Source organism: Devosia equisanguinis (assembly GCF_900631955.1).
Lineage (GTDB): Bacteria > Pseudomonadota > Alphaproteobacteria > Rhizobiales > Devosiaceae > Devosia > Devosia equisanguinis.
The window spans coordinates 310,773-324,708 of sequence record NZ_UZWD01000038.1 but is presented as its reverse complement, the minus strand read 5'-3'; the positions used below and the strand labels follow the sequence as shown (position 1 = coordinate 324,708).

At 62.0% G+C, this 13,936-nt stretch carries 11 protein-coding genes and 1 tRNA gene; 3 read left to right on the top strand and 9 right to left on the bottom strand.

What is annotated here, in order from left to right:
- Positions 1–27 precede the first annotated feature (27 nt).
- The 4 genes from DEVEQU_RS16475 to DEVEQU_RS16460 all read right to left on the bottom strand — a co-directional run bounded on the left by DEVEQU_RS16475 (position 28) and on the right by DEVEQU_RS16460 (position 4,238).
- A complete protein-coding gene (locus tag DEVEQU_RS16475) occupies positions 28–1,107 on the bottom strand; it encodes an ABC transporter ATP-binding protein (RefSeq protein ID WP_126151670.1) in 1,080 nt (359 codons plus the stop codon).
- A gap of 12 nt (positions 1,108–1,119) precedes the next feature.
- Positions 1,120–1,938, bottom strand: coding sequence for a carbohydrate ABC transporter permease (locus tag DEVEQU_RS16470; RefSeq protein ID WP_126151669.1), 819 nt, complete (start codon positions 1,936–1,938; stop codon positions 1,120–1,122).
- Positions 1,935–2,765, bottom strand: a complete 831-nt coding sequence (locus DEVEQU_RS16465) for a carbohydrate ABC transporter permease (protein WP_126151718.1) — start codon at positions 2,763–2,765, stop codon at positions 1,935–1,937. The genes DEVEQU_RS16470 and DEVEQU_RS16465 overlap by 4 nt, the downstream gene beginning before the upstream one ends.
- A gap of 198 nt (positions 2,766–2,963) precedes the next feature.
- Positions 2,964–4,238 carry an ABC transporter substrate-binding protein gene (locus tag DEVEQU_RS16460; protein WP_223214267.1) on the bottom strand — a complete coding sequence of 425 codons (1,275 nt, stop codon included), beginning with the start codon at positions 4,236–4,238 and terminating at the stop codon, positions 2,964–2,966.
- A gap of 130 nt (positions 4,239–4,368) precedes the next feature.
- On the opposite strand from DEVEQU_RS16460, the gene DEVEQU_RS16455 reads away from it, so the two are divergent.
- The 3 genes from DEVEQU_RS16455 (at position 4,369) to DEVEQU_RS16445 (ending at position 8,580) form a co-directional block, all read left to right on the top strand.
- Entirely contained in the window at positions 4,369–5,256 is an 888-nt protein-coding gene (locus DEVEQU_RS16455; protein WP_223214266.1) for a helix-turn-helix domain-containing protein, read from the top strand.
- An 11-nt stretch (positions 5,257–5,267) separates the two neighbouring features.
- On the top strand, positions 5,268–7,352 hold the full coding sequence (locus tag DEVEQU_RS16450; protein WP_126151667.1) for a CHASE2 domain-containing protein: 2,085 nt from the start codon (positions 5,268–5,270) through the stop codon (positions 7,350–7,352).
- Positions 7,353–7,572: 220 nt separating this feature from the next.
- On the top strand, positions 7,573–8,580 hold the full coding sequence (locus DEVEQU_RS16445) for a DUF4214 domain-containing protein (protein ID WP_126151666.1): 1,008 nt from the start codon (positions 7,573–7,575) through the stop codon (positions 8,578–8,580).
- A gap of 78 nt (positions 8,581–8,658) precedes the next feature.
- Here DEVEQU_RS16445 and DEVEQU_RS16440 read toward each other — a convergent pair whose 3' ends face one another.
- The 5 genes from DEVEQU_RS16440 to DEVEQU_RS16420 form a co-directional block, all read right to left on the bottom strand.
- Entirely contained in the window at positions 8,659–9,639 is a 981-nt protein-coding gene (locus DEVEQU_RS16440) for a phosphotransferase enzyme family protein (RefSeq protein WP_126151665.1), read from the bottom strand.
- A gap of 58 nt (positions 9,640–9,697) precedes the next feature.
- A tRNA-Pro gene (locus tag DEVEQU_RS16435) sits at positions 9,698–9,774 on the bottom strand.
- A gap of 150 nt (positions 9,775–9,924) precedes the next feature.
- Positions 9,925–11,211 (bottom strand): O-antigen ligase family protein, encoded by a 1,287-nt coding sequence (locus DEVEQU_RS16430; protein WP_126151664.1) that lies wholly within the window; start codon positions 11,209–11,211, stop codon positions 9,925–9,927.
- Positions 11,208–12,731 (bottom strand): undecaprenyl-phosphate glucose phosphotransferase, encoded by a 1,524-nt coding sequence (locus DEVEQU_RS16425; protein ID WP_126151663.1) that lies wholly within the window; start codon positions 12,729–12,731, stop codon positions 11,208–11,210. The genes DEVEQU_RS16430 and DEVEQU_RS16425 overlap by 4 nt, the downstream gene beginning before the upstream one ends.
- 66 nt (positions 12,732–12,797) lie before the next feature.
- Positions 12,798–13,934 carry a glycosyltransferase family 4 protein gene (locus DEVEQU_RS16420; protein ID WP_126151662.1) on the bottom strand — a complete coding sequence of 379 codons (1,137 nt, stop codon included), beginning with the start codon at positions 13,932–13,934 and terminating at the stop codon, positions 12,798–12,800.
- Between the last annotated feature and the right edge of the window lie 2 nt (positions 13,935–13,936).

Sequence of the window (13,936 nt, the reverse complement as noted above, 5' to 3'; positions counted from 1 at the left end):
TTGATAGTCCTACGAAAATGAGAAATTCTAGCGGAGCCGCTGGCCCTGTTTGTCGAACAGATAGGCCCTGGCGGGATCGATGGAGACGGTGATGCGCTCGGCGCTGGTTTCGTGACGCGACTCCTCGCGCTCGATGATCAGCGGATCGCCGTCGGTGCGGGCATAGACATAAGAGGTTGTGCCCAGATGCTCGGCCACGTCGACATCCACGGTGATGTCGACGCCGCCCATGCCGGCGGCCGCGAAGTGTTCGGGGCGCACGCCCAGCGTCACCGCTTCGCCCATTTCAGCTGAGGTGATCGGCAGGGTCAGGCGCACATTGCCCTGCTGCGGCAGCGCCAGGGTGACACCATCAGGCGATTTTGCCACCACGCTTGCCGGGATGAAGTTCATCTTCGGCGAGCCGATGAAACCGGCGACGAACTGGTTGGCCGGGTCGTCATAGAGGTCCAGCGGCCGCCCGGTCTGTTCCACCAGCCCATCGCGCAGCACCACGATCTTGTCGGCCAGCGTCATGGCCTCCACCTGGTCGTGGGTCACATAGATGATGGTGGTCTGCAGTTCCTTGTGCAGGCGGGCGATTTCAATGCGCATATGCACGCGCAATTCGGCGTCGAGATTGGACAGCGGCTCGTCGAACAGGAACACTTCGGGATTGCGCACGATGGCGCGACCGATGGCAACGCGCTGACGCTGGCCACCCGAGAGCTCCTTGGGATAGCGGTCGAGCAGCGGTCCCAGCGCCAGGATGCGCGCTGCGTCGTCGACCAGCCGGGCGATCTCGTCCTTCGGAACCTTGGCGAAGCGCAGGGCAAAGCCCATATTTTCGCGCACCGTCATATGCGGGTAAAGCGCATAGGTCTGGAACACCATGGCGATGCCGCGCTGCGACGGATCGACATCGTTCATGCGCTTGCCGCCGATCTCGAGATCGCCGCCACTGATGGTTTCGAGCCCGGCGATCATGCGCAAGAGGGTGGACTTGCCGCAGCCCGAGGGCCCGACGAACACCACGAACTCCTTGTCGCCGATGTCGAGATCAACACCCTTGATGACGTTCACCGCCCCGAAGGACTTGCGGACATTGTTGAGACGAACACTGCTCATGGGATGAAGACCTTATTTAACCGCGCCCAGCATGCCTTCGACGAAGCGGCGCTGGAGCAGGAAGAAGATGATGAGAGTGGGCAGGGTGGCGAAAATCGAGCCGACCATGACGACGGCGAAGTCAGGTGTGTAGCCCTGACTGAGCGTGGCGACGACCAGGGGCAGGGTCTTCATGTCGTTGGTCTGCAGCACGATCAGCGGCCACAGGTAATTGTTCCAGTGCGTCATGAACACGATGATGGTTGCCGCCGCATAGGTGGAGCGCATCACCGGCATGTAGACGAAAAGGAAGATCTGCCATTCCTTCAGCCCGTCAATGCGGGCGGCATCGCGCAATTCGTGGGGAAAGGCCTTGGTCGCCTGACGGAAGTAGAAAATGATGAAGATCGACGCCACCGAAGGCAGGATGATCGCCTGATAGGTGTTCATCAGCTTGAGATTGGCCATCAGGATGAACAGCGGGATCATCAGAGCCGCAAACGGTACCGACAGCATCAGGAGCAGCACTGCGAACACCCGCTCCTTCATCCGCGTGCGGAAGATCTCGAAGCCGTAACCGGCCAGCGACGAGATGAGAAGGGTCAGCAGCGTGCCCACCCCGGCAATGAAGAACGAGTTGAAGAACACGCGCGGCATGTCGGCCGAGGTGAAGAACACCTCGATATTGCGCCATAGCGCATCACCGAAAGTGGATTTGCCGCGAATGAGGTCGGCATTGGTATTGGTCGAGCCAACCACCATCCAGAAGAACGGAAACACCGACACGAAGGCCGCGAGACTGAGCGCCACATAGGTGGCGCCACGTCCGATAAGGGCGAGGGGATTGCTCATGCGCGGCGATCCCTGGCAGCGAGAAACTGGAAGAAGCTCAGGATGGCCACCAGGATCACGATGACATAGGACACCGTGGCGGCATAGCCGAAGCTGGGCATGAACTTGAAGCTGAGATTGTAGATATACATCGACAGCGTCAGCGTGGAGTCCGAAGGCCCGCCCTGGGTCAGCAGGTTAGGCTCGTCGAACAGCTGCAGCGTGCCGATCGTCGAGATGACGGCGGTGAACAGGATCACCGGCTTCAGCATCGGCACGGTGATGTACCAGAAGCGCGCCCAGGCAGGCACGCCGTCGATCTTGGCCGCTTCATAGATCGAGCGGTCGATATTCTGCATGGCGGCTAGGTAGAAGATCATGTTGTAGCCAGTCCAGCGCCAGGTGATGGCCGAAATGACTACGACCTTGGCCCAGAATGGATCGGCCAGCCACGGAATGGGCGAGCCGATGATGTGCAGCCCCATCAGCATCTGGTTGATAATGCCGTCGGCGGCGAACATCGCCTTGAAGGTCACCGAATAGGCCACGAGCGAGGTGACGCAGGGCAGGAAGATGGCGGTGCGAAAGAAGCTGCGGCCCCATAGGCGCGGATCGTTGAGCGCGCTGGCAAACAAGAGTGCCAGGATCAGCATGACCGGCACCTGGATAGCCAGGAAGATCAGTGTATTGGTGAGCGCCCGGATGAAGATCGGGTCTTGGGTCAGCCGGATGATATTGGTCAGCCCGCCGAAACTGAACTGCATGCCGCGCCCGACCTGGAAGCTCATCCAGAGCGACCAGATGATCGGGTAGATCATGAAAATGCCGATGAGGATCAGCGCGGGCATGACGAAAGCCCAGCCATTGATCCGCTCGTTGCGCGCCAGATGCGATTGCGCCACGCCGTGGTCCTCCCTTGCCGACCAAATCCCTGTCACCCCCGAGTTCCGAGCCTGCGGCCGCCCGCCGCCTGATCGATGACCCCCGCCATGACGGCGAGGGCCTCGGGGAGGCCGGAAGCGGCGAACCGCTTCCGGATGCCGGTGTTACTGGGTCTGCTGGCGAACCTGGGCGTCGATCTGGCCGATGATCTCATCGACATTGCCGCCGCTGGTGATGGCCGGAATCTGCGCGACTACGGCGGAGTCGGCTTCTTCGGTGAAGATGCCGTAGTTCACCGGCGGGATCGCAGCCAGCCAGTTGGAGAAGTTCTGCCACACAGGGGCGCCGCCGAAGAATTCGTCGGTGGCCTTGTAGGCTTCGCCTTCACGTGCGGCCAGCAGCGAGCCGAGCGCGCCCTGGTTGACCAGGATCTTCTGATAGAAGTCCACGTCCTGGCCCCAGACGGTGGCGAGGAAGTCGATCGCGGTTTCCTTCTCGGGCGCCGAAGCGAGCACGTACCAGCTCGAGCCGCCGAGATTGGAGGCATTGACCGACGACTCGATGTCGCCTAGGCGCGGCACCGGCGCCACGGCCCACATGCCGGACTGATCGGCATTGGCCTTGATCGTGGCGGTCATCCACACGCCGGTGGGCGTTGCCAGCGTATCGCCGGAGGTGAAGCTGCCGGTATATTCGGTCCAGCCGGCAACCGGCTTGGTGATGCCGGCGGTCAGCAGTCGCTGATAGGTCTCGATGGTGCTCTTGAAGGCCGGGTTGTCGGCGATGGTCACATTGCCGCTGGCATCGAAATACCAGGTGCCGGCGGACTGCATCATGATGCGGAACAGGTCAGAAGCGTTCGGGTCGATCGGCAGCAGGATCTTGCCGGTCTTTTCCTTCACGGCCTTGCCGATCTCGATCAGCTGGTCCCAGGTGATGTTTTCGAGGTCGGCCGCAGTATAGCCGGCTTCGGCCAGGGCGTCGGAGCGATAGAACAGGCCCGTCACGCCGGAGTCGAAGGGCATGGAATAGGTCTGGCCGTCGACGGTCGAGACTTCCACCTTATAGGGGGCGAAGGCCGAGTAATCGATCTTGTCGGTCAGCGGTTCGAACGCGCCGGGGAAGGACAGGAGGTATTTTTGCGCGCGATAGTCTTCGACCAGCACGATGTCGGGAAGACCGTCAGTGGTCCCGGAAGCCAGCTGCGCCTGCAGCTTCTGCTCCATCGCCGCCTTGTCGAAGATCTGGATGTCGATGGTGGCGTCGGGATGGGCGGCCTTGTAGCGCGAGAACGCCTCTTCCATCGTGGCCCCATTGAAGTTGGGGTCCCAGCACCAGACAGTGAGCTGCTGGGCCGTCGCAGCGGTAACGCTGAGCAGGCTGGCGCCGGTCATGATCGTGGCAAAGGTGCGCGTCCACCGCGAAGTGATGCGGGTCATCATAGTTCCTCCCTTTTCGTTTGCTCTTCCTCTGAGCGCTACCTAAGCTAACGGTCAGGTTGGTGCCGTCACTCTCAATGGGTATTCAGATTTGGCGGAAAGTAAGATTAGTCGTACTTATTACGAGCCTTTGATCGACGGCGTCGAGGGCCTCCCCGGCGAACTGCGGCTGTTTCATGCTGCGCCATTGGTGATGCGCGCGCCGCACTGGCATGCGCAGGTCGAGGTCAACTTCATCGTCAAGGGCTGGGCCCATTACAAGATGAGTGGCCACGAGGTCACCTTTGCGGCCGGCGACCTCGCCCTGTTCTGGGGCGGACTGCCCCACTGGCTGGATGATGCTTCCGACGATCTGGTCTATGCCGGCGGACATCTGCCTCTGGTGCATTTCTTCCGCCTGCGCCTGCCCTCGGCCATGCAGGCGCGGTTGATGCAGGGTGCGACGCTTCTGACCCATGCCACCGATTCCTCGGATCCGGTCAATTTTGCCCGCTGGAACAGCTATGCGCGCTCTGGCGACGCCATGAAAGCCAGCGTGGCCGTCGACGAAATGCTGCTGCGGATCGAGCGCATCCGCTTCGAGCCCTATGCCCTGCTGCCCGAGGCCACCGAAGTGCGCGAAAATGGCGAATTCGACCAGCACGCCTCACCGGTCGTGGTGCGCATCTGCGAATATATCGCCGAGAATTTCCGCGAGGACATCGACTCCATCGACATCGCCGTGGCTGCCGACGTGCATCCGAAATACGCGATGAACGTCTTCAAGAAATCCACCGGCATGACGCTGAACGACTATGTCAACCTCATGCGCCTCAGCTATGCGCAGGCACAACTGATGCAGGACGACACCAATGTGTTGCAGGTGGCCATGGATAGCGGCTTCGGCTCGCTCAGCGCCTTCAACAAGTCGTTTCGCAAGGTGGCAGGCATGTCGCCGAGCGATTTTCGCCGTGAGGTTCGCTGCCGCCCGCGCCTGTCCAGCCAAAGCCAGTCGGCCGCCGATGCGCGCGTGAACTGATCGGGCAGGGCATGGGCAAGAGGGGCTGGGCGGCGCTGGTTTTCGGCCTCATCGTCATCATCGCGCTCACCCTGCTGCGCGCGGCCGACCCCTATCCCGTGCAGATGGCGCGCGAAACCAGCTTCGATGCCCTCCAGCAATTGCGCCCGCGCGAAGCGCCGCCAGGCCTGCCCATCCGCATCATCGACATTGACGAAAACTCCCTTGCCGCCATCGGTCAATGGCCCTGGCCCCGCAACACCATGGCCGAACTTGCCGAACGACTGACCGAGTTGGGCGCGGCAGCCATCGCCTTCGACATGCTGTTCAGCGAACCCGATCGCTTGTCCGCCATGGCGGGGCAGGGCGGTGACAACGATGCCCGTTTTGCCCAGGCGCTGGCCGGCGGTCCCACCATACTCAGCCTGTCGCAGAGCGTTCGCGCCCGGCCCTCGACGCTGGTGCCCAAGGGGGGCCTGGCGATGACCGGCGGCGATACGCTGGCGAGCCTGCCCGAACTCGGCGGTACGGCGCAGCCGCTCGCTGTTTTGGCAGATGCCGCAACGGGACTCGGCATTGCCAGCCTCGGCCAGGGCGAGGCCGGCATTGCCCGCCGTCTGCCGCTACTCTGGCGCAAGGACAGTGCAGTTTTTCCAGCCTTGGGCATCGAGGCCCTGCGGGTCGCCATGGGGGAAACGACGCTGGTGGTGCTCGGCGGCGCGGGGGACGGCGCGGCGGTGGAGTCAGTCCGCGTCGGCGATTTTTCAGTCCCCACCGGCCCCAGCGGCGACATGTGGCTCTACTATCGGCGCTTCCCGGCCGAGATGTACCTGCCGGCCGAATCCGTGCTGGGCCAGGACTATCAGACCCTGGCGCCGCTGGTTTCCGGTCACATCGTCCTGGTCGGCACCTCGGCCAGCGGCCTTCTCGACATCCGCGCCAGCACCCTTGGCGAGGCCGTGCCGGGCGTTTCCATCCACGCGCAGGCGCTCGAACAGATCCTCAGCGGCAGCTTCCTTGATCGGGCCGACTGGGTTGGCGGCCTCGAAATCGTCAGCTTTGCCCTCTCCGGCCTCGCCATCGTGCTGGCCGTGATCGTCACCGGCCCGATCATCGGGCTGATGGTGTCGCTGCTGGTCGCAGCGGGGCAGGTGGGTGTCAGCTGGTGGGCCTTCACCGGTCCGGGCCTCTTGATCGATCCCAGCTTCGCCCTGTTCGGCGCGCTGGTTCTATACGCCGCCATGGCCTTCTTTCGTTTTGCCGTCACCGACGCCGATCGCCGACGCATCCGACGGGCCTTTGCCCACTATGTCGAGCCCTCGCTGCTTTCCCGCATCGAAGCCGACGGCAATCTGCTCAAGCTGGGCGGTGATGTGCGTGAATTGACGGTGATGTTCTCCGACGTCCGCAATTTCTCCGCTTTGGCCGAGCGCAGTTCCCCGTCCGAACTCGTCGCCATTCTCAATCGCCTCTTTGCCGCCCTCGGCGCTGCCATCGTCAAGGAATTGGGGACCATCGACAAGTTCATGGGCGACGCGGTCATGGCCTTCTGGAATGCCCCGGTCGATGTCGATCGCCATGCGCTCCATGCCTGTCGAGCGGCGCTTTCCATGCGCGCGGCACTGGAGACGCTGAACGCGGAAGCCGGTCGCGAGCCCATAGCCATTGGTATCGGCATCGCCACTGGCGCGGCTTTGGTCGGCAATATGGGGTTCGAACAGCGCTTCGATTATTCCTGCATCGGCGACACGGTCAATGTGGCCAGCCGCATAGAGGGCGCATGCAAGAGTGTTGGCCACGAAATCCTGGTCACCGAAGCAACGGCCAAGCAGGCGCCGGAGCTGGCATTTCTCGATGCTGGTGCGGTGACTCTCAAGGGCATGAGTGGCCGCGAACCCATCCTGCTGCTTGTCGGAGACTCCGAGCTGCGCGACAGCCCCGCTTTCATCGCCTTGAAAACCGCGCATCAAGCCATGCTGCTCGATCTCGCCAATGGCCTCGCGGGCTCGCCAGCCCTGGACGACTGCTTGCGCCTAGCCTTGCAGGTCGACGGCCGCCTCGTCTCCTTCTACGCCGCATGTCGCCACCGCCTCGACGACTTTGCGCGGCGCACCTAGGCAAATCCCCATAGAAAAAGCCTCCGTCACCGGGGGAAGGTGCTGGAGGCTTTCTCGCGTCATGTCATGGGCATGCGCGTCATAAACGCGACAATCGGCAAATGGTTCCCGATGCCGGAACGTTTTGCTTTTTCATCACGTTCATCCCCGGTTCAGGCTCGCGATGCCATACCGGCGCCGTACTCGTGTGGCCATATTAGGCTTGTAGTTGGAGGTACTTATGGCAAAAGTCGTCGTATCGGTTGGCACAGATTTCCTGCACCAGCCAAAATGGACCGGGCAGACCTATCTGCAGAACAGCACGCAGATCGCGATTACCGCCAATGGCCGCACCGACGTCTACGAGGGCTACGGCTTCAGGTATGACGGCAACGGCAATATCTATGCCGGGACTTTGACGTCCTATACGCAGTATGCCGGTAGCATCCAGACCTTCAAGATCAGCGAGCTGCAGCTGCCGATGACCACCGTGGCCAGCTTCGCGCGCACCGGCGATGTGCCCGGTCTCATCACCAACATGCTGAGTGGCAACGACACCATCTTCGGATCTCAGTATCGTGACGTGCTTATCGGAAGCAGCGGCAACGACTATATCTATGGCGGTGGCGGCAACGACGAAATTTATGCTGGCAACGGCAACGACACCATCACGCTCGGCCGCGGCAATTCCTTCGTCGATGGCGGCAACGGCTTTGATATAGTAAATCTTCCTGGAAATGCTTCCAGCTACTACAAAGCGGCTATTCCGCAAGGCTGGCAGTTCTCAAGCAACGTGCAAGGCGTCACTGTGGATGTGACTGCAGTTGAACGCGTAAAATTCGGGGATGGTGGGGTCCTCGCCTTCGATATCGCGGGCAATGCCGGTCAGGCCTACCGCCTCTATCAGGCAGCGTTCCACCGCACGCCCGACACCGAAGGGCTGAGCTACTGGATCAAGGAAATGGACAAGGGCGTCCGGCTCAATGCCATTTCCGATAGCTTCATTCACTCACCGGAATTTGCGCGCGTCTATGGCGATCAGAGCACCGTCAGCAACGGGCGCTTCGTAGAACTGCTCTATGTCAACACTCTCGGCCGTGTTTCGGACCAGCAGGGTTTTGACTATTGGGTCAACAAGCTCAACACCAATCAGACGAACCGTGCCGACCTGCTCGCCTTCTTCTCCGAAAGCAATGAGAACAAGGCCAATGTCGATCCGCATATCCATGACGGTATCTGGTACGTCTGATCAGACGATCTGCTTTGAGATTGAGCCGGGCCCGCACAATGATGCGGGCCCGTTCATTTTGTCCAAGGTAATAGGCGCTCAGCCTTGCGCCGCCCGCCGCACCGCCAGATAGCGTTCCGCCAGATCGGCTGTGCCTTTGGCGAAGCCGGGGGCGTGGGTCTGGGCCAGTGTGGTTTCGGCATGGGAGCCGATCCAGGCGAGCAGCGCCATGCGCCGCAATAGGATCATCGTGTCAAGCGTGGCGATGTCACTGGCTGAGAGCGGCCGCACCCCTCGATACCCATCCAGCCAGGCCGCCTTCAGTGCCGGCACGGATGCATGCGTTTCGTGAAACGAAATCGCCGCCGCAAAATCGTAGGTGAACCAGCAGAAGCCGCAATCGTCGAAGTCGATCAGGCTGACATGCTCGCCATCAACCAGCACATTACCCAGCCGCATATCCGCATGGATGAGGCCATAGCGGTCCCCAGACGTGCCATAGGCGGCAAGGTCCTCGCGCAGCGCGGCATCGAGACGATCGAGAGTGGCGCGAAGGGTGGCGTCCACATCTGGCCCGTTGCGCCAGTCACCCCATAGCCCGTCCGCGTCGAGAATGCTCTCGGCTGTCCAGGCCTGACGCTGAAAGCCCTCCGGTCGCTGCCAATCCATGACATGCAGGTGCATGCGCGCCGCATAACCGCCGAGCACGCGGAAGAGGCCCACGAGGTCCTGTTCCGGCGTTGGCTCGCTCCCCGGCAGGAGATCGAACAGGACCGCAAAGCGCCCCTCTCCATACGGCGTTTCGAACCGCTGCAGCAATTGGCCATCGGCGCCCGAAAGGGGCACGGGGATCGGCAGCTCTGTGTCCCGCCGCAGCGCCGCCATCCACATCAGCTCACTGCTGATCGTGTCGCCGTTCTGATAGTCCGGCCGGTGCACGCGCAGCATGTAGGATGGCCGGCCGGGCGCATCGAAACGGAAAGTGTGATTTTCGGAATGATTGACCAGGCGCGCAGTGGCGCCCTGCAATTGCGGCCACAGGGACATGGCGGCGGCCAGATCGCTTTCGCGCAGCGTCATCGGCAGTTCCGGCAATACGATGCCGGCTGGGACAAGGCGCGCGGCGGATTTGGTGAAATGGTCGGAGCGGCCGGATTTGAACCGACGACCCTTTGTCCCCCAGACAAATGCGCTACCAGGCTGCGCTACGCCCCGACTGCGCGGAGACATAGGCAAATGGGGCTTTTGAAGCAAGCCCCTAAATGGGCTTGTGAAAACAAAACGGACATTCTTCCCGTTTTGCACATGCCAGCTGCCTGAGCTGGAAGCGCTGGCGAGCCCGCGCACCCCCTGCATCAAATCAGGCTAGATCAGCATCTCGTCGCGGGGCGCGCTGCGGCGACGGTCGTTGTGAATGGCGGTCGACAGCCCCCAGACCAGTCCGATCAGCAGATAGATGTGCCGCCAATGGTCGGAATCGATGATCGCCGATTCGCCGACCACGAGCGCATAGGTCGCGACCACCGGAATGGCCAGCAATCGGTAGGGGGACGGCCGGGTGATGATGGCCACGCCCTTCCACAGCGTGCCGAACACCAGGATGTAGAAGAAGGCCGCGCCGCCCCAGCCATAGACATGGATGACCGAGACGAAAACGTTATGCGGCTCCTCGATGATGCGCAGATTGCGGAATTCGCCGGGGCCCAAGCCCCAGGGATTGTTGAGCGCCAGCTCGAAGGCATAGCCCTGGCGGCCAAAACGGCCGGTCTCGCCGGTATCGTAGTTCTGCGAGGTCAGGCGCGCCGCGAAGAGGTCGGAAACCTCGGGGATGGACAACAGCCCCGCCATGGCCACGACGAGGAAAAATGCGCCACCCAGTGCCATCAGCATGATGCGTGCCTTGTCGCGGGCATTGGCTTCCAGCAAGAAGACCAGTCCCAGCACGACCGCTGAGGACAGCGCGAAATGCGCCCAGCCAGCGCGCGAAAAGCTGACAAAGACGCCGATGAACAGCGCGACATAGACCCCGCCGGCGATAATCACCTGCCAGCCGCGACCAAGCAGAATGCGCTGCAGCGCGAACATGGCCGGCAGGACCAGGAAGGGGGCGAAGACGTTGGGGTCCTTGAAGGCGGCCTTGGCGCGGCCATAGCGCACGAACAGATCAGCAGCCGGCATGATGCCGAGATAGGCCAGCGTACCGATGACAGCCGAAAGCACAGCAACTGCCGTATAGGCCGTCATGATCAGCCGCATCCGCTTGATGGTGCATTCGGCGATGAAATTGGCGACGAAATAGCTCGTGATCATCAGGAAGATGGTGACGATCGAAAAGATCAGCGCCTCGCTGATGGTGTTGTACCGCACCTGGAAACAGGCGATCAGCGCGAAGGGCGTAAACCCCAATATGATGGCCAGGAGTCCGAAGGTTGAGCGATAGAGCCCAACCCCACCCATGAGTGCCAGCAGCAGCACGAAGACGAAGGCCAGCTCATAGGGCGAGGGCTCGAAGAAGACGATGCCACCTGAAAAGATCCAGATCGACACCATGATGTCGAGCAGCCGCGTGGCCCGGCGTTTTGCAGCAGCATGGCCGGCCCCAGCGGAGCCGGCCATCGCCAGGCGCCCGTCAAAGGTGGCCGTTGCGCTCAATATGCGTTCTCGTTCTTCGAGATCAGCGAGACCGGCGTCATCAGCAGGATGTAGAGATCCAGCAGGATCGACCAGTGCTCGATATAATAGAGGTCGTGGTTCACCCGCTGCATGATCTTGTCGATCGTGTCGGTCTCGCCGCGCCAGCCATTGATCTGGGCCCAGCCGGTCATCCCCGGCTTGACCCGATGGCGGGCAAAATAGCCTTCGACAGCCTCGTAATAGAGCTTGTTGTCCGCCTTGGCCTGCAGCGCATGCGGACGCGGCCCCACCACTGACAGCTCGCCCTTGAGCACATTGAACAGTTGCGGCAGTTCGTCGATCGAGGTCTTGCGAATGAAGCGGCCGACGCGTGTGACGCGCGGATCGCCCTTGGTCACCAGCTTGGCCGCGGCGCCGTCGAGCATGTCGGTCCGCATCGAGCGGAACTTGTAGATGCGGATCAGCTCATTGTTGAAGCCATGGCGGTTCTGCATGAAGAACACCGGCCCCTTGCTCTCGAGCTTGATGGCGATGGCGGTAATGATCATCACCGGCGCCAGCAGGATCAACGAAACAACTGCGACCACCTTGTCGAAGACCCACTTGAACACCAGGTTCCAGTCGGAAATCGGCCGGTCGGCCATGTCGAGCACGGGCACTTCGCCGATATAGGAATAGGCCTTGTCGGTGAAGCGCAGCTTGCTCATATGCGCCGAGAGACGAATATCGACCGGCAGCACCCAGAGCTGGGTCAGCATGTCGAGTACGCGCTTTTCGGCCGACAGCGGCATGGAGACTAGCACCAGGTCCACCCGCGTCCGCCGTGCGAAATGGATGAGGTCGGAGACCCTGCCCAGCTTGTGCACCCCGGCGACCATATCCGGCGAGCGCTCGCCATCGCGGTCATCGAACAGGCCCAGTAGATTGATATCCTTGTCGGCGCCGGCATGAATCTGGTTGATCAGCTGCTCGGCATCCTGGCCGCCGCCCACGATCACGGTGCGGCGCTTGAGCTGCCCCTGTTCGGTCCAGCGCTGCACCAGCCCGCGCAACAAGAGCCGATAGGCCACCAGCACCGCCGCGCCGGACAGGAACCAGGACAAGAGCCAGACACGCGAGACCATGTCGCTGGCCTTGAAGAAGAAGATGGTGACGGTGAGCAGGATCATCACTGCTGCCCAGCCGGCAAGCACGCGCCCCAGCTGTCCGAACAGATCGCGATAGGCCGCGATGCGGTGCGAGCGCACGACGTTGAAGGCCACATTGGCCAGGAGCGCTGTAACCAGCACCACCGGAATATAGAAATAGTCCTGCGCCGGATCGACATATGCCAGATGGATGCCATAGCCCAGCGCGGCAAGCAGGAAGGCCTCGACGATCTGCGCGATTCCGGAAATCACCGCGCCGGAAAGCGTCGGCTCTGGCTGCTTGCGAATGATCTCCTCGGCAGCCCAGGACAGGGGCTGGCTGTCGGCTTCGTCGACGACATGGCGCCTTGAATGGCGCTCTATGGCCCTTTTGGGATCAATCTTGAACATGATGCGACTACCGACAAACGCACTACCGTCGGTATCTTCCACATCAGGCGTTTAAAGTCGGTGAAGTCAGCCCTGTGCATTGCCGAGACTGCGGTAATACAAGGCTTCGATGGCGTCGGTCATCACCGCGAGCGAAAAGCCGGCCCGGATATGCTCGAGGCGACGGAGCATTTCGGACGCGGCCGCATCGGGTTTGTCCAGAAAAGCCTGCATGGCGCCGGCGAGCGCTTCGGCATCGTTGGCGGGCACCAGACTTGCCGCCGTGGGGCCGAAAATCTCGGGAATGCCCCCCACTTTGGTGGATATGACTGGCAGCCGCGCCGCCGCTGCCTCCAGCACCACATAGGGCAGTGATTCCGCCAGCGATGGCACCACGGCGCAGCGACCCATCGCGAACACCTTGCGGGCCGGCTGGGAACCCACCAATTGCACTGTGTCCGCAATGCCCAGACTGGCGAGTCGGTGTTCGAGCGCGGCGCGCTCCGGGCCGTCCCCGGCCATCACCAGCCGTACTGGACGACCATCCGCACGATGCAGGCAGGCCATGGCCTCTGCCAGCGGAAAAATGCCCTTGAGCGCGCGCAACTCGCCGACAAACACGAAATCGGCGGCATCGTCCACGGGTTGAACCGGCTCGAATTCCTCCGGCGCCAGGCCGTTGTGAATCACCTCGGTGGGACAGGTGGGGGCGGCGATCAGCCCGGCATAGGTTTTTTGCGCATAGGCGCTTTCGAAGATGATCGCCGCTGTCTTGGCCATCAGCATCTTCTCGAGCTGGTGAAACAGCCGCCCCGAAGCCGAACTGGCCGGAAAATGCAGCACCCCGCCATGCGGCGTATAGAAGGCAATGGCCTTGCTCGAGCCGTAACGGATCAGCCGGGCATAAAACCCGCCTTTGGCACCATGCCCGTGCAACACATCGATCTTGAGGCGACGCGCCAGCTTGGAAATGGCGAATGGAGTCGTCACATCGCCCTTGCCGAACAGCCGGGGCATGGGAAAGCGGTGAATACCCAGTGCGGCAAGGGGTTCGAGCGCGGCCAGCCGGCCTTCGGTCTGGGTATCATTGGTCAGCGTGTCGACCACCAGACCCACCTCATGCCCGCGGGCGCTGAGCGCCCGGGTGAGGTCGGCGACATGGCGAAACAGGCCGCCGACCGGCGCGCGCATGACCTGCAGGATGCGCAGGGGTTCTCGAGCCATCT